This window comes from Microtetraspora malaysiensis (assembly GCF_050947145.1).
GTDB lineage: Bacteria > Actinomycetota > Actinomycetes > Streptosporangiales > Streptosporangiaceae > Microtetraspora_A > Microtetraspora_A malaysiensis.
This window is the reverse complement of sequence record NZ_CP191998.1, coordinates 803,113-818,595: the sequence shown is the minus strand read 5'-3', so window position 1 is coordinate 818,595 and position 15,483 is coordinate 803,113. Positions and strand designations below refer to the sequence as shown.

Sequence of the window (15,483 nt, the reverse complement as noted above, 5' to 3'; positions counted from 1 at the left end):
CCCTCGCTAGGTTTTTCCGCAGGTCTTTCTCGCGGGCCGTCCCGGCCCGCGGGTGCTTTCCCGGACGACGCCTCGCGGCGTCGTCCTCCGCCCGGGTGGTTCCCGGAACGCCGGTCGGAGGCTCCGCCGCCCCAGCCGCCCTCCCCGACGCGACGCCTCCGTCCGGCCGGCCCCCGCCCTGATCTTCCGCCGCCGTCAGGCGCGTCCCGGATGCGCCGATCCGAACACCGCGGGGGCCTCCTCGCCGGCCGCCCTCGGACGCCGCTCCAGGACGGGCCGGGAGCCCGTTTCACGTCGCGCCACGGCATGGCGCTCCGGCGCGTCCGCCATCCCGGTCCGCACGTACGCCTCGGCGAGCCTGGCGAGGGCCAGACGCTGCGCGCGCCGTCTCCCGGCCCCCGCGAGCCGTACCTCGGGGAACCGCGTCACCTCGACCACCAGGCGGCGCGTGGCCACCACACGGAGCACGGACGCGAGGAGGGAGTCCTCCCCCACGTAGCAGGCCCGGGTGGACGTCGCGTCGCCCTCCCGGTAGCGCAGCGTCACCGGCCGCACCGCCGCGTCCGCGTCGAGCGCCGCCTGGAACACCGCCGGACGGAACTCGCCCATGCCGCGCCCGCACCAGGTCGTCCCCTCGGGGAACGCGACGACGGTGTCGCCCGCGCGCAGCGCCCCCGCGACGCTTCCCAGCGCCTCCGGCAGCGCCGAGAGCCGCTCCCTGTCGATGAACAGCGCGCCCGCCCCCGCCGCGAGCGTGCGGATCATCGGCCACGCGCCGATCTCGCGCTTGGCCAGGGGGCGTGCGCGCACCGTCGCCGCCACGACAAGCGGGTCCAGCCACGAGACGTGGTTGGCCACGACCAGCGTCCCGCGGCCGTCCCGGGCTCCGGATGCCCGCCCGGCCTCCTCGCCGCCTCCAGCGCTCTCCAGCGCCGGATACGGAGGCGACCCGGCCACGAACGCGAACCCGGTCCGCACATCCAGCCGTACGCCGAGGGCGCGGAGCAGGGTGCGCGTCCACATCGCCACGATGCGGCCCCTGCGCGCCGCACCCACCGCGCGGGCGACGACGGAGAGCGGGAGCCCGGCGAGCACCACCAGCGCCGCGGCGGCGAGGCGCAGGACGCGGCGGACCGGACCCGCGACGGCGACCGGGGGCTCCACACACGCGTCGGGGAGGCACGGGCTCGGCCGCAACCACGGGACGCCCCCGGTATCCGCCGCCGGAGCCTCCGCCGTACGCGGCGGCAGCGGGATCATCGCGGTCGCGGTCACCGCCCGCCCCCGAGGAAGTGACGGAGGTAGCGTCCGTCCATCCGGTCCATGGACAGGAGCACGAAGAAGTCCGCGGCGCCGAAGTCCGGGTCGTACGCCGGCGCGCCGCACACCCACGCGCCCAGGCGGAGATATCCGCGCAGCAGCGTGGGCGGCACGAAGCGCCCGGACGGCTCCGCCTGCGCCCCGGCGCGCCGGGCCGGACGCCACGCGTGGCGCGGCCGGACCCGGTACTCCTCCGGGCCGAGAGGCACACACGCGGCGACCCGCGCCGCCGTCACGCCCCCGTCATCGAGAGGGATCGAGCAGCAACCGCCGAGCCACCGGAAACCGCCCTCGACCATGTACCGCGCGATCCCCGCCCAGAGCAGTCCGACGACCGTGCCCTCGCGGTGATCCGGGTGGACGCAGGTGCGCCCGACCTCGACCAGCTCGCGCCTGATCCCGGCGAGCGCGCCGAGATCGAACTCCGAGTCCGAGTACAGCCGGTCCGCCCGGCCCGGCGGCAGCAGCCGGTACGTCCCGACCACCTCGCGCCCGTCACGGACGACCAGGTGGTCGCAGTAGGCGTCGAAGCCGTCCACGTCGAGGCCGGAGACCGGCGTGTCCAGCCTGGCCCCCATCTCCTCGGCGAACACGCGGTACCGCAGCCGCTGCGCGGCCTGCAGGTCTGCGGGGGTCATGGCCATGCCGACCGTGTAGCGACCGGTGTCGAGAGAGATCGTCATGGGCGCGCGTCCTTCCCTCAAAGCGTCTCACCACCATCACGACATGCCGAAATGACCGCCGCGCCTCCCAATGGAGGCAGTCAGGCGTCCGCATGGTGAACCCCATGCGCGACCACGCGCCGGGGCCAAGTAGCGTTGGCGGCGATGAACCAGCGCACGCTCCTGATCACACTCACCGGTCCGGATCGGCCGGGAGTCACCTCGCGTCTGTTCACCGTGCTGGCCGGGTTTCCCGTGACCGTCGCGGACGTCGAGCAGGTCGTCATCCGCGGCCGGCTCACCCTCGGAGTGCTCGTCGCCTATGCGGGCGGGCCGCCGACCGGCACCGGTGGCACGCTGGGCGGGCTGTGGACCGCCGTCGAGCAGGTCGCCTCCGACCTCGACATGGAGCTGGAGATCGCCACCGGCACCGTCTCCAAGGAGAAGCGGCGCCGCGGCCGCCTGCACGTCACCGTCCTCGGCGCCCCGCTCACCCCGGCCGCCATGGCCGGGATCAGCGGCAGGATCGCCGCATGCGGGGCCAACATCGACCGCATCGAGCGGCTGTCGAGCTACCCCGTCACGTGCATCGAACTCGCGGTGTCCGGGGCCGACCCGATGGCGATGCGGGCCGAGCTGGCCGCCGAGGCCGCGCTCCAGCAGGTGGACGTGGCCGTCCAGCGCTCCGGTCTGCATCGGCGGGCCAAGCGGCTCATCGTGATGGACGTCGACTCGACGCTCATCCAGGCCGAGGTGATCGAGCTGCTGGCCAGGCACGCGGGATGCCTCGACGAGGTCGCCCGGGTGACCGAGGAGGCCATGCGCGGCGAGCTCGACTTCGCCGAGTCGCTGACCCGGCGGGTGGCCCTGCTTGAGGGGCTGCCCGAGGAGATCTTCGAGCAGGTCGCGAAGGAGGTCGTCTACACGCCCGGCGCGCGCACGCTCGTCCGTACGCTGAAGCGCCTCGACTACCGCTTCGCGATCGTCAGCGGCGGGTTCACGCAGATCACCGACAGCCTGGTCAAGGAGCTCGGCATCGACTACTCCGCGGCCAACACGCTGGAGGTGGTCGACGGCAGGCTGACCGGCCGGGTGGTGGGCGAGATCGTGGACCGCCCCGGCAAGGCCCGCGCCCTGGAGCGGTTCGCCGCGCAGGCGGGCATCCCGATCAGCCAGACCGTCGCGATCGGCGACGGCGCCAACGACCTCGACATGATCGCCGCGGCGGGCATCGGCATCGCCTTCAACGCCAAGCCGGTCGTGCGACAGGCGGCCGACACCGCCGTCAACGTGCCCTACCTGGACTCGATCCTCTACCTGCTCGGCATCTCACGCGAGGAGGTAGAGGCCGCGGACGCTGAGGACGGGGTCGTCACTCCTTATCGGTGACCGGCGAGCGGCCGCGTCCGGCTGCCTCGGCGCCGTCCGCGGCGAACGCGACGGCGGCGCGTTCACACAGCCGCGCCGACTCCGCGTTGAGCGAGCGCATCGCGTGGCGGACCGCCGCCGCCTGCAGCAGCGTCCGCCGCACCTTGGTCGCCTTGTCGGCCGGCGCCGCGTCCAGCTCCTCCAGGCGGCGCTCGGCCAGCGTGCCCAGCCAGCCGCCGAAGTCGGCCAGCGCGCCCTCCACCTCACTGCCCGGTTCGTACGGCTCGCGGGCCTCCACGGCCGTGGCGGCGTCCTCCAGCCGGTCGGCGACGGCGTCCAGGATCTCGGGGGCGGGCCCGGCGTCGGCCCGCTCTCCCCGCAGCACCGAGGTGACCGCGATCAGGTCGTCGCGGACCCGCTGCGCGAGCGCCACCGCCTCCGCGACCTCCTCCGGCGCCGTGACGCCCGGCTCATGCGCGATGTAGTCGAGAGCCCGCGACACCGCGTCCGCGGCGCGTGACGCCTTCCTGATGGCCTCCTCGGCCTTCTCCTGCGGCAGCTCGCCCCGGCTCACCTGGGCCAGCGTCCGCGAGACGGCGCCGTGCGTCCGCAGCAACCGCGCCACGCGGTCGGCCAGCCGGGCCGTCTCGCCGCGCGGCCACAGCAGGCGGGTGCAGGCCAGCGCGATGACGCCGCCGAGGAAGGTCAGCCCCACGCGTGCTCCCGCGAGCTGCGGCCGCTGCGGCACCTGGAAGTCGATGAGCAGGAGCACGAACATGTTGAGGAACATGATCCAGTACGCGAACCGGGCGCCCGCCATGCTGAACGCCAGGAACGCCGCGACCGCGATCAGGATCGCCAGCGGCCAGCGGTGCGGCGCGACCAGCAGGATCATGGCCGCGACGCTGCCGCCGATCGCCGTCCCGAGCGTGCGCCCGCCCGCCTTCGCGATCGTCTCCCCGTACGTCGGCTGGATCGTCACCAGCACGGTGATCGCGAGCCAGTGCGGGTAGGCCGGTTTGACGAACACGATGATCAACATCGCGATCAGCGTGCCGAGCGCGACCCGCAGCGCGTGCCGGAACCCCGGGTCGTCAAGGGCCAGCCGGTAGCGCACCTCGGGCGTGACCCGCGCGCCGAGCTGCGGCAGGGCCAGCCGCGGCGACGACAGTTCGAGCGCGGGCCCGGCCGCCTTCTCCACCGCCGCCGTCAGCCGTTCGGCGCAGTTCTCCACCTGGCGGAGCATCACGAGGACCAGCAGCTCGCGCTCGCCCTTCGGCCGCTCGCCCCGCAGCGCGTCCACCCGCTCCTTGAACGAGTCGATCCCGACCGGGAGCTCCAGGCCGGTCTCGGGGCGGGCGAGCGCCTGCGACATCGAGCGCAGCGACCGGGCGAGGATCGCGGTGAGCGACGAGACGCCCACGTGCTCGTCCACGTCCGGGAGTTGGCGGTAGAGCGTGGTGCACAGGCCCCGCAGCGTCACCGCCTCGTACAGCACCCGCCGGAACGCGGCCACCACCGCCTCCGCCTGTGGGGAGCGCCGCTGCCAGCGCCGCCGTGCGCAGGCCTTTCTGGCCTTCTCCAGGGCCGCCGTAGCCGCGCGCCGCCGCTCGTCCCAGGCGTCCCGGTCGAGGCTCATGTCGGCGGCCGCGTCCACCAGTTCGGCCAGGCACGCGGCGGTCCCCGACAGGACGATCGGCAGGGGGCGGGTGGCCCGCCACGGCCACGGCAGGGGCAGCAGCACCGTGGCCAGCAGTCCCCCGAGGAGCATCAGCCCCAGGTGCGGGATCGGATCGACGGGCAGCGGGTTGGCCGTGGTCAGCAGCAGCGCGAGCGCCGCCGTCGGGCCCACCATCGGCACCACGATGCCCAGCGCGGCGAGGGCCGGGGTGACCAGGACGAGCAACCACTCGTTCCTGCCGACCAGCACGAGGCCGAGCAGGGTGCCGACCGCCAGCGCGAAGGTGGCGCCGAGGAGCCGGGCCATCCGGATGCCTCCGGGATCGCGCGCGCCCCTGACCGCGACCAGCCACGCGCCGGTGCTGATCACCGCGCCTCCGCCGGGATGGCCCACGAGGAGCCCGACGACCAGCGGGACGGCCACGCAGGCGCCGCCGACCATGCCGATCCCGAGCGCCAGGCGGGGGTCCTCGACCCTCAGCGCCCGGGCGGCCCGGCCTGCCCAGCGTCTAAGGGCGGTGCGCCCGGACAAGAACGCCGGTCCCCGGGTCGAGATCCTGCCAGCCGCCGTGCAGCCCGATCACGGCGTACGCCCCGGGAGGAAAACCCGCGTCCCCGTCCCCGGTGAGCATGAGCACGAGCTCGTGGACGCCCGGGTTGTGACCGACGAGCACCAGCGTCTCGACCTCGGGTCCGGTACGGCGCAGCAGGTCGAGCAACTCGTCGGCGTACGCCTCGTAGATGTCGTGCTCGATCTCGATCGGCGCGTCGACCCCGAGCAGGTCCGCGGTCTGCCTGGTGCGGACCGAGGGCGAGCAGAGGACGAGCTCGGGTCGCAGCGGCCGGATGAGATCGCCCGCCTGACGGGCGTCGTGCTTCCCCTGGTCGGTGAGCGGACGCTCGCGGTCGGCCAGGCCGGGCACCTGCGCGGCCGTCGCGTGCCGTACGACGATCAGCGTCTTCGCCGGCGCGCCGTTCATCTGGACGCCCAGACGGCGAGCGCGATGATCACCGCGAACATCGCGAGCATTCCGAGCAGGATCAGCAGGAGGGTACGCCCGCCGGATGGCTTGTCCATGACTCCTGAGTCTAGATGCGCCGGAAAAAGGCCGAGGGCCCCCCGCGCTCGCGGAAGGCCCTCGGGGACGGTTGTCTCAGCTCGCCACGACTTCCGGGGCGCGCTCCTCGTTGTTGTTGGAGGTGATGCTGCCCGAGCGGCGCTTGGACACCACAATCGCGGACACGACCACCGCGAGGGCGATGACCGTGACGCCGACCCGCAGCGCGACGTTGTCGGCGTAGGCCACGACCGCCGGAGCGATCAGCAGCGCCACCAGGTTCATCACCTTGATCAGCGGGTTGATCGCGGGGCCCGCGGTGTCCTTGAACGGGTCGCCGACGGTGTCGCCGATGACGGTCGCCGCGTGGGCCTCCGAGCCCTTGCCGCCGTGGTGGCCGTCCTCGACCAGCTTCTTGGCGTTGTCCCAGGCGCCACCGGAGTTCGCCAGGAACACCGCCATCAGGGTGCCGGCCGCGATCGCGCCCGCCAGGTAGGCCCCGAGTGGCGCGTACCCGAAGGCGAAGCCGACGGCGATGGGCGTCATGACGGCGAGCAGGCCGGGCGTGGCCAGCTCGCGCAGGGAGTCGCGGGTGCAGATGTCCACCACGCGGCCGTAGTCGGGCTGCTCGGTGCCGTCCATGATCCCGGGCTTGGTGCGGAACTGCTCGCGCACCTCGAAGACGACGCGTCCGGCCGCCCGGCCGACCGCCATGATCGCCAGGCCGGAGAACAGGAACACGACCGCGGCGCCGATGATCAGGCCGACCAGTGTGTTCGGCGAGTCGACCGAGAGGCTGAAGTTCGCGAACGACCCCAGCGCCTCCTTGACGCCCTGGCTGGCCTTGGCGAGCTGGTCCTCGACGGCCGTACGGAAAGACCCGAACAGCGCCGTCGCGGCCAGTACGGCGGTCGCGATGGCGATTCCCTTGGTGATCGCCTTGGTGGTGTTGCCGACCGCGTCGAGAGAGGTGAGCACGCGGGCGCCCTCGCCCTCCACGTCGCCGGACATCTCCGCGATGCCCTGGGCGTTGTCGGAGACCGGACCGAACGTGTCCATGGAGACGATCACGCCGACCGTGGTCAGCAGGCCGGTGCCGGCGAGCGCGACCGCGAACAGCGCCACGGTCACGTTCCCGAAGCCGAGCAGGAACGCGCCGTAGACGGCGCCGCCGATGAGGAGCGCGGAATAGACGGCGGACTCCAGGCCGACCGAGATGCCGGACAGGATGACGGTCGCCGCGCCGGTCAACGAGCTCTCCCCGATCTCCTTCACCGGACGCCGGTTGGTCTCGGTGAAGTAGCCGGTGAGAATCTGGATCGCGCTGGCGAGCACCAGACCGATCAGCACGGCGCCGATGGCGATCAGGCGCGGGTCGGAGCCGAGAGCCGCGATCTCCTTGCTCACGCCGTTCAGCTCGGAGAAGCTCGCGGGCAGATACACGAAGGCGGCAACCGCCACCAGCACCGCGGAGATGCCCGCGGAGATGAAGAAGCCGCGGTTGATCGCGGCCATCCCGTTGCGGTCGCCCGAGCGCGGCGCGGTGGTGAAGATGCCGACGATCGCCGTGATGACGCCGATCATCGGGACGATCAGCGGGAACACCAGGCCCTCGGTGCCGAAGGCGGCCTTGCCCAGGATCAGGCTGGCGACCAACATGACCGCGTACGACTCGAACAGGTCGGCCGCCATGCCGGCGCAGTCGCCGACGTTGTCGCCCACGTTGTCGGCGATGGTGGCCGCGTTGCGGGGGTCGTCCTCCGGGATGCCCTGCTCCACCTTGCCGACCAGGTCGGCGCCGACGTCGGCGGCCTTGGTGAAGATGCCCCCGCCGACACGCATGAACATGGCGAGCAGCGCGGCGCCGAAGCCGAAGCCCTCAAGGACGCTGGGCGCGTCGTTCTTGTAGATGAGCACGACGATCGCCGCGCCGAGAAGGCCGAGGCCCACCGTGAACATGCCCGCCACGCCGCCGGTGCGGAAGGCGATCCGCATCGCGGCCTTCTCGCCCGGCGTGATGCCCTCGCCGCCCGCCTGCGCGCCCCGGGCGGCTGCGGCGACGCGGACGTTGCCGCGTACGGCGAGCCACATGCCGGTGAAACCGGTCAGCGCGGAGAACACCGCGCCCACCACGAAGAACACGGACCGCCCCACGGCCACGCCGGTCGAGGAAGACGGCAACAGGAACAACAGGAAAGGAATGATGACGACGAAGAGGGCCAGCGTACGGAACTGCCGCGTGAGATACGCGGCGGCGCCTTGCTGCACGGCCCGAGAGATGTTTTGCATTCGCTCGGTGCCCTGCCCCGCTGAGAGCACCTCGCGGACGAGACCGCCCGCGACAGCGAGAGCGATCAGGGCCACCGCGGCGACCACGACGACAAGAGTGAGATGGGATCCGTTCAGGGATACCGCTGCGCCTTCGTCAGCGGCAAGATAGGCAGACATCCGTCCTCCTCGGCCAGACGGGTTCTGGAGTCCGCGCGAACAACAAAGAAATGCGCTGCTATCCACGCCGACTCGTATGTCCCGGGCGGCGCTGCTGTAAAGGTTTCGGCGGGCCGAGCGGCGCCTTCCGGGTGGTTGGCAGTGCCGCTTCCGGTTGCATCCGCAATACCTTGGCCGGTGCCGGGAGTCTACGCAGCGAGGCGTCGGATATGAAGGCCCTTTCGACCGTCAATCGCGATGACGTTTCGCACCAGCGTGATCTTTGCCTGCTTAAGCCGCTTGCTTGACCCTATGCGGTCAATGTAACGGCGGGCCCGAATCGAGCGTTTCGGATGACCGCATATCGGGGATGGTGAGCAATACAAAAGATCGAGCGCCGCCCCCTGCAGGGAGGCACTCGATCTCGAATCAGACTGTGGCTACGAATCAGACTGCGGCTACGCCGTTGGGCGACGCGGGCCAGCTCATGCGGATGCGCATGCCCTTGGCTCCGGATGACACCTCGACGTCGTCTGCCAGGCCCGCGATGACCGCGATCCCGAGGCCGGGCATCTCGGGCACGAGAGCGCCGTCCGCGGGGATCACGGGTTGCTGGAGGTCCTCGCTCGGGGCGACGTCGGTGACGGTCACCTCGAAGCGTCCCGAGTCGTCGCGCAACTCGATGACGATCGGCTCTCCCGGGCAATGGACGCGATGCGCCTCCACTGCCCGCGAGCACGCCTCTCCGACAGCGAGCCGCACCTCGTCCAGCAGCGCCTCCGACACGCCGGTGCGCCGGGCGATGGCCGTCGCGACCAGCCGCGCCGTACGCACATGGGCCGGGAGAGCGCTGAACGTCAGCTCGACGGTGGCCATGCTGGCTCCTCGGCCGTCACTTGTCTCGGCCGTGGGCTTCCTTGGCCTCGTCCACCGAGGCGTAGATCCCGAAGACCTTGGTGAGGCCGGTGATCCGGAAGATCTTCAGGATGCGCTCCTGCGTGCAGACGAGCTCCAGAGAGCCGTCGTGCGCCCGCACCCGCTTGAGGCCGCCGACCAGCACGCCGAGGCCGGTCGAGTCGAGGAAGTCCACCTTCTCCATGTTCACAAGCAGGTGGAAGTTGCCCTTGTTGACCAGGTCGATCAGCAGCTCACGCAGCCTGGGCGCGGTGTAGACGTCGATCTCACCTTCGACATCGACGATGGTGAGGTTGTCCTCGGAATGGTGGTCCAACTTCAGATCCACAGATCCTCCAGCGCCTTGCATGCGTAGGTCCTCGGATGAGGTCGTGCATCCTGGTAGCTCGGAAAGCCCCAGAAGAACGACCCCGACGCGCGGCATTCAACCACGCTATGACTCCGTGTCTATACGAAATCCCGACTCCGAGCGACTCTCCCCACAGATGCCATAGTGGAAACCAGTGACTTCGTCTACCTCACCTTCACGTCGGACCGGCCCTCTCCTGGCACGGCTGCTCTCGGCGCCGTCGCGCAGCGGGCGGGTCACCCATGTCGAGCACGTTCCAGCACGTCAGGCGGGCCGGGCCAGATGGCCTGAATGGGCCCCTGACGTGCTGGTGAGCCACTTGGAGAACCACGGCATAACGGGCCTTTGGCAGCACCAGCTCGACGCCGCCGAGCACGTCCGACGTGGCCAAAACGTGATCATTGCCACTGGCACCGCATCGGGCAAGTCCCTGGCGTACCTGCTTCCGGCCGTCGCCCACGTCCTGGAGGGCGGCACGGTGCTCTATCTCACCCCCACCAAGGCGCTCGCCGCCGACCAGCTCCGCGCGATCAGGGCGCTGCGGCTGGCCCAGGTGAGGGCGGCCACCTACGACGGCGACACGCCCGCCGACGAGCGTCTCTGGGTGCGGCGGCACGCCAACTACGTCCTGACGAACCCCGACATGCTGCACCGGTCGATGCTCCCCGGCCACGCCCGGTGGTCCTCGTTCTGGCGGCGGCTGCGCCTGGTGATCGTCGACGAATGCCACGGCTACCGCGGCGTCTTCGGCTCGCATGTCGCCCAGATCCTGCGTCGGCTGCGCCGGGTCTGCGCCAAGTACGGCTCCAGCCCGACCTTCCTGCTGGCCTCCGCCACGGCGAGCGACCCGGCCGTCGCCGGAAGCCGGCTGACGGGCCTGGAAATGGCCGAGGTGACCGTGGACGCCTCCCCCCGGGGTTCCGCGACCTTCGCCCTCTGGGAGCCGCCCCTGACCGACCTGCGGGGCGAGAACGGCGCCCCGATCCGCCGGACGGCCGCCGCGGAGACCGCCGATCTGCTCTCCGACCTCGTCGTCGAAGGGGTGCGGACGCTGGCCTTCGTCCGGTCCCGGCGCGGCGCCGAGACGATCGCGCTCGCCGCCCGCAGGAACCTGGAGGAGGTCTCCCCCGAGCTGCCGGCCCAGGTGGCGGCCTACCGCGCGGGCTTCCTCGCCGAGGACAGGCGAGAACTGGAGAAGGCGCTGCGCTCCGGAGAGCTGATGGGCCTGGCCACCACCAACGCCCTGGAGCTCGGCGTCGACGTGTCCGGACTGGACGCCGTCCTCATCGCGGGGTGGCCGGGCACCCGCGCCTCCTTGTGGCAGCAGGCGGGGCGGGCCGGGCGGGCGGGACAGGACGCCCTCGCCGTGCTCATCGCCCGGGACGACCCTCTGGACACCTACCTCGTCCACCACCCGGAGGCGCTGTTCGGCCGTCCGGTGGAGGCGATCGTCCTCGATCCGGACAATCCGTACGTGCTGGCGCCCCACCTGTGCGCGGCCGCCGCGGAGATCCCCTTGACCGAGCCGGATCTGGAGACCTTCGGCCCCGCCGCGGCGGACGTCCTGGACGACCTCGTGGAGCGCGGGATGCTGCGCAAGCGCGCCACCGGCTGGTTCTGGACCAGCCGGGACCGCGCCTGCGACCTGGCCGACATCCGCGGCGCGGGCGGGGCCCCGATCCAGGTGGTGGAGGCCGACACCGGGCGGCTCCTCGGCACCGTGGACGAGCCCTCCGCCCACATGTCCGTCCATCCCGGAGCGGTCTACCTCCATCAGGGGGAGACGTTCGTCGTGGACCTGCTCGATCTCGACGGCGATGTCGCCCTGGTCACGGCGGCCGACCCCGACTACTCCACCTATGCCCGGGACATCACCGACATCCGGGTGGCCGAGTCGCTCCGGACCCGCCCCTTCGGCCCGGGTGAGCTGCACTTCGGCTCGGTGGAGGTGACCCAGCAGGTCGTGTCGTACATCAAGCGGCGCACCCAGACGGGCGAGTCCCTCGGCGAGGAGCCGCTCGACCTGCCGCCCCGGACTCTGCACACCCGGGCGGTCTGGTGGACCCTGCCCGACTCCGCGCTCGCGCCCCTGATGACGGCCGCGGAAGGCAAGCCGGTGGATCTCGGCGGCGCCGCCCATGCCGCCGAACACGCCTCCATCGGTCTGCTCCCCCTTTTCGCCACATGTGATCGATGGGACATCGGCGGCGTATCCACCCCGATTCACCAGGACACCGGTCTCCTCACCGTCTTCGTCTACGACGGCCACGACGGCGGCGCGGGCTTCGCCGAGCGCGGCTTCGCCCGCGCCACCGACTGGCTTTCCGCGACCCGCGAGGCCATCGCCTCCTGTGAATGCGAGCAAGGCTGCCCGTCGTGCATCCAGTCCCCCAAGTGCGGCAACGGCAACGAGCCTCTCGACAAGGCCGGTGCGCTCCGCCTGCTCGACATCCTCCTCACCTCCTGATGGGAGCCGGCGGCTCTCTGATGGGAGCCACCGGCTCTGCTGTCGGGGCAGACTCGGTGCCCGGCCGCCGCTGGTGAGTGAGCACCATCGCCATCTGGGATCTGACCGCACCCCGCGACCTCCGGCATGTGCTCCCGGCGGGCCCTTCCCCGGCGCTCAGGGGGCGGTTACAGGTCCGGCGCGGGCCCGAGCCGTCGCGGTGGCGCTGCCGAGCAGGGGCAGGACTCGGGGCACTGGAACGGACGCGGAGACGCGCACAACGCCCTCGGAAAGGTCGCAGGCGTCCATGCGCGCGCCGTTCGCCACCGCCACCGCTCTGGCGCGTGCACAAGCGTTCTGAGGGCTGGAGAGGGCCTGTGCGGCCGCCGCCAGCGCGCTGAGATCCGCCGCGCTCTGCGCACGGTGGCGTGCCACCCTCGCCGCGCCCGTCTGCAGGACGACCAGCGCGACGATCCACACCACCGCCATGAGCGTGACCATCCAGATCGTGGCCGCCCCTCTCTCCCTCTGATCGCGCCCGGCCACCCCTGCCGCACCACCCACAGCCGGCTCCGGACCTCCCCGCCTGGCCGCTCGCCCACCCGCGTCTCCCGCCCCCGATCTCACGTCTTGCCCACCGTCTTTCCGACCTCCTCTCCCTCACCACCCGCTGCTCTTCCGGCTGTGCCGACCACGCGTGACCGTCCGCCGGTCACCGGCGCCCGACCTCCCGTCTCTCACCCGCTGCTCTACCGGTGCCCGGCCTCCCTCTCTCGCGCCTCCGCCCACCCACCGACTGCTTCACCGCCGGTGGAAAGGTCGACGACGCCGGGCTCGACGGCGGCGCTGGCCGACGCCTCGATGCGGACGGGCGGAAGCATCCGTCCCCAGGTCGGCCGGACCTGGGCCGAGATCGTCACTCGCGCCATCTCGCCGGTCATCGAGATGACGATCTCCGCGCCCGGTGGCGCCGAGAGCGCCGCCGCGGCGCGCACCTCGGCGACGGGTTCGCCCCGGGCCAGCGCCCTGGCCCCCGCCCGCGCCGCGTCCACACACGCCAGGTGAGCACCGACCAAAGCCACCGCCCACAGCGCGGCGCCGAGGACGGCGACCAGGGCTGGGAGTCCCACCGCGGCTTCGGCCGTGACGGAACCCCGATCTCCTCGCCGCATCGGCCGGAAGCGCGGATGACACAGCCCAACGCGCGCGCTTTCGCCCTTCACGGCCCCAACACCCGCGCCCATGCGTCACCCGGCCAGCTTGAGAGCCTTTTGGATCAGAGCGGTCAGCATGCTTCTGACTTCACCACTGGTGACAATCTTGAAGAGAAGACCGGCGAACGCACAGGCGGCGATGGTGCCCACCGCGTATTCAGCGGTCGACATGCCGGCCTCGGCTCTTGTGCGAGCGATCAAGGTCCATTGGATGGCGGTGGATCGGGCACGGGCCCGCACCGCGCCGATCAACGCGGATAGGGCGCGCGTGGCACTACGTGGGCGCCTTCTCTTTCCCAGCCGATGCTTCGCGACCGGAACAGCCGTTTCCACAGCCGGCCGACCGGTTCCGGGGCGTGCCGAAACCGCACAACGCTGCGCACCTCGCCGACACGTCGTCGCCGGTCCGGGAACCGACCCATGTTCGTCCGTCGTCGGCCGCTGAGACGGCCGCACCGCGCCTCGGAGAACTGTCCGGAACGCCTGGCGTAGCGGCCCCGCGGTTTCGCCGAATTTGCCGATCCACATGCCCATCGATCCCCCTGATCGGACCCACCACGGACCTTCCGTGGATGTCCCAAGGTTCTGCCAACAGGCGGGGTTTCCCCGCGGCCGAACGCGGTTCTGTGGATAAGGCGCGACGCCGTGGATAACTGTGGAAAACACCGCTCCTGTTAATAGGCGGCGCGTCTACCGCCACATCTTCGATCGCGCGACTATGACGACCTTTTCCGAGGGCCAATGGTTATCCACAGGTGTGGAGGGCTGTCCACAGAGTTCTGTGATCAAACCTGCTGGCCAACGCCTCACCGCCGCCATCGCCGACCGGCTCCGCGTTTGCCCGAGACACCCGCGGAGACGCCGCCGTCCGGCGACGTAAGTGACCTTGATACCAGTCCGCATTGTCGTCGCATGTAACGCCTGCGCGAAGGCCGTCCGAACGGGGCCCGATGTACGTAGGACGGACAAGCAACGGGTGCAGTGTCGAGCTTGCAGGGAAACAGGTGCGATATCCAGATTTCAGGAAACCGGCAACCCATGTGATGTCCGCACGTGCGGGGAAAGGACGGAGCGCGGCGCCCGATTGGCCTTTTGCCGGCAGAGCCCGAGGTCTGTCTGGTGGAGCCCCTGTACCGGCTATGGCACAAGGACCTGGACGGCGAGTCCGGCGACCACGGGGATGATCCCGAGAAGGACGAACGCGGGCAGGAAGCACAGCCCGAGCGGAGCGACCGCCTGGACCCCCGCCTTGCGCGCAGCCGCCGACGAGGACGCACGGGCCGCCTGGCGCGCGTCATCCGCCAGCCTGGTGAGCACCTCGGCGACCGGAGCCCCGCGCCGGACAGCCCTGATCATCGCCCGGGCGAGCGGCGCGAGCGACGGGTCCTGGGCGAGAGCGCCCCACGCCGCCCCCGGCTCCGCGCCGAGTCGCATCTGACCGGCCACCCAGGAGAGCCGCTCCCCCAACGGTCCGCCGAGGGCTTCCGCTACCGCGTCCACCGCTCCGATCACCGGCTGCCCGGCGCGCAGGCACGCCACCATGAGGTCCACCGCGAACGGGAGGTCTGCCGCCATACGTTCACGACGGCGGCGGACATCGGCCGACTCACGCCTGCGCGCGATCACCCATGCGCCCCCGGCGGCCAGGACACCGGCGACCACGCCGGGAGCTCCACCGAACATGAGGAACGCGACCACGCCCGCCGGAGCGGCGATCGCCAGCCCGCGAAGCCGGCTCGCGGAGACGGCCTTCGTATCGCCTTCCGCTCCCGCCTCAGCGCGGGTCGATCCCAGGGGTGATCCGAACTCTCCGGTCTCTCCGCCGTCGTTTCTTCGTCTCGTCTCCCCGGTCGCGATCGCCCGCAACCTGTCGGAGGGAGGGACGCGCGCAGGCCATGCGATCACGGCGAGCGCGGCGAAGGCGACGGCGATCAACGTCGCCATGCCCCTACTCCCGCCTCGTAGTCGCCTCGTCTCCGCCTTGGGAAACGTCCACCTCGATTTGGGGGAGAAGGCCGATGCGACGTGAGAGACGCCGTAACCC

General features: G+C 71.5%; 13 protein-coding genes. 2 read left to right on the top strand and 11 right to left on the bottom strand.

Annotated elements, in window-relative coordinates; all coding sequences use genetic code 11:
- Positions 1-195: 195 nt before the first annotated feature.
- Together ACQP1V_RS04025 and ACQP1V_RS04020 are read right to left on the bottom strand one after the other, a co-directional pair.
- Positions 196-1,275: a lysophospholipid acyltransferase family protein gene (locus tag ACQP1V_RS04025; RefSeq protein ID WP_433418881.1), complete on the bottom strand. Its 1,080-nt coding sequence runs from the start codon at positions 1,273-1,275 to the stop codon at positions 196-198.
- Complete coding sequence (locus tag ACQP1V_RS04020) at positions 1,272-2,003, bottom strand: GNAT family N-acetyltransferase (protein WP_433418880.1); 732 nt, start codon at positions 2,001-2,003, stop codon at positions 1,272-1,274. Before ACQP1V_RS04020 ends, ACQP1V_RS04025 begins: the two co-directional genes overlap by 4 nt.
- A 144-nt stretch (positions 2,004-2,147) precedes the next feature.
- On the opposite strand from ACQP1V_RS04020, the gene serB reads away from it, so the two are divergent.
- Entirely contained in the window at positions 2,148-3,371 is a 1,224-nt protein-coding gene (serB, locus tag ACQP1V_RS04015; RefSeq protein WP_387412357.1) for a phosphoserine phosphatase SerB, read from the top strand.
- On the opposite strand, the gene ACQP1V_RS04010 is transcribed toward serB, so the two are convergent.
- The 5 genes from ACQP1V_RS04010 to ACQP1V_RS03990 form a co-directional block, all read right to left on the bottom strand.
- Positions 3,355-5,562, bottom strand: a complete 2,208-nt coding sequence (locus ACQP1V_RS04010; RefSeq protein ID WP_433418878.1) for an FUSC family protein — start codon at positions 5,560-5,562, stop codon at positions 3,355-3,357. The two genes, serB and ACQP1V_RS04010, sit on opposite strands and share 17 nt — an antisense overlap.
- Positions 5,540-6,010, bottom strand: coding sequence for a SixA phosphatase family protein (locus tag ACQP1V_RS04005; RefSeq protein WP_387412361.1), 471 nt, complete (start codon positions 6,008-6,010; stop codon positions 5,540-5,542). The genes ACQP1V_RS04010 and ACQP1V_RS04005 overlap by 23 nt, the downstream gene beginning before the upstream one ends.
- Positions 6,011-6,184: 174 nt before the next feature.
- Positions 6,185-8,536 (bottom strand): sodium-translocating pyrophosphatase, encoded by a 2,352-nt coding sequence (locus ACQP1V_RS04000; protein ID WP_433418876.1) that lies wholly within the window; start codon positions 8,534-8,536, stop codon positions 6,185-6,187.
- Between the two features lie 426 nt (positions 8,537-8,962).
- Positions 8,963-9,391, bottom strand: coding sequence for an ATP-binding protein (locus tag ACQP1V_RS03995; RefSeq protein ID WP_067136572.1), 429 nt, complete (start codon positions 9,389-9,391; stop codon positions 8,963-8,965).
- A 16-nt stretch (positions 9,392-9,407) separates the two neighbouring features.
- Complete coding sequence (locus tag ACQP1V_RS03990) at positions 9,408-9,758, bottom strand: STAS domain-containing protein (RefSeq protein WP_061253913.1); 351 nt, start codon at positions 9,756-9,758, stop codon at positions 9,408-9,410.
- A 175-nt stretch (positions 9,759-9,933) separates the two neighbouring features.
- Here ACQP1V_RS03990 and ACQP1V_RS03985 point away from each other — a divergent pair, with 175 nt between their 5' ends.
- Positions 9,934-12,246 (top strand): DEAD/DEAH box helicase, encoded by a 2,313-nt coding sequence (locus tag ACQP1V_RS03985; protein ID WP_433418874.1) that lies wholly within the window; start codon positions 9,934-9,936, stop codon positions 12,244-12,246.
- Between the two features lie 156 nt (positions 12,247-12,402).
- On the opposite strand, the gene ACQP1V_RS03980 is transcribed toward ACQP1V_RS03985, so the two are convergent.
- The 4 genes from ACQP1V_RS03980 to ACQP1V_RS03965 form a co-directional block, all read right to left on the bottom strand.
- The gene (locus ACQP1V_RS03980; protein WP_433425751.1) at positions 12,403-12,771 is read right to left on the bottom strand and encodes an Rv3654c family TadE-like protein; all 369 of its coding nucleotides are present in this window, start codon (positions 12,769-12,771) and stop codon (positions 12,403-12,405) included.
- 203 nt (positions 12,772-12,974) lie between these two features.
- Positions 12,975-13,355 (bottom strand): TadE family type IV pilus minor pilin, encoded by a 381-nt coding sequence (locus tag ACQP1V_RS03975; protein WP_067136570.1) that lies wholly within the window; start codon positions 13,353-13,355, stop codon positions 12,975-12,977.
- A 117-nt stretch (positions 13,356-13,472) separates the two neighbouring features.
- The gene (locus ACQP1V_RS03970) at positions 13,473-13,691 is read right to left on the bottom strand and encodes a DUF4244 domain-containing protein (protein WP_433418873.1); all 219 of its coding nucleotides are present in this window, start codon (positions 13,689-13,691) and stop codon (positions 13,473-13,475) included.
- Between the two features lie 885 nt (positions 13,692-14,576).
- Positions 14,577-15,383: a type II secretion system F family protein gene (locus tag ACQP1V_RS03965; RefSeq protein ID WP_433418871.1), complete on the bottom strand. Its 807-nt coding sequence runs from the start codon at positions 15,381-15,383 to the stop codon at positions 14,577-14,579.
- Positions 15,384-15,483: the final 100 nt, after the last annotated feature.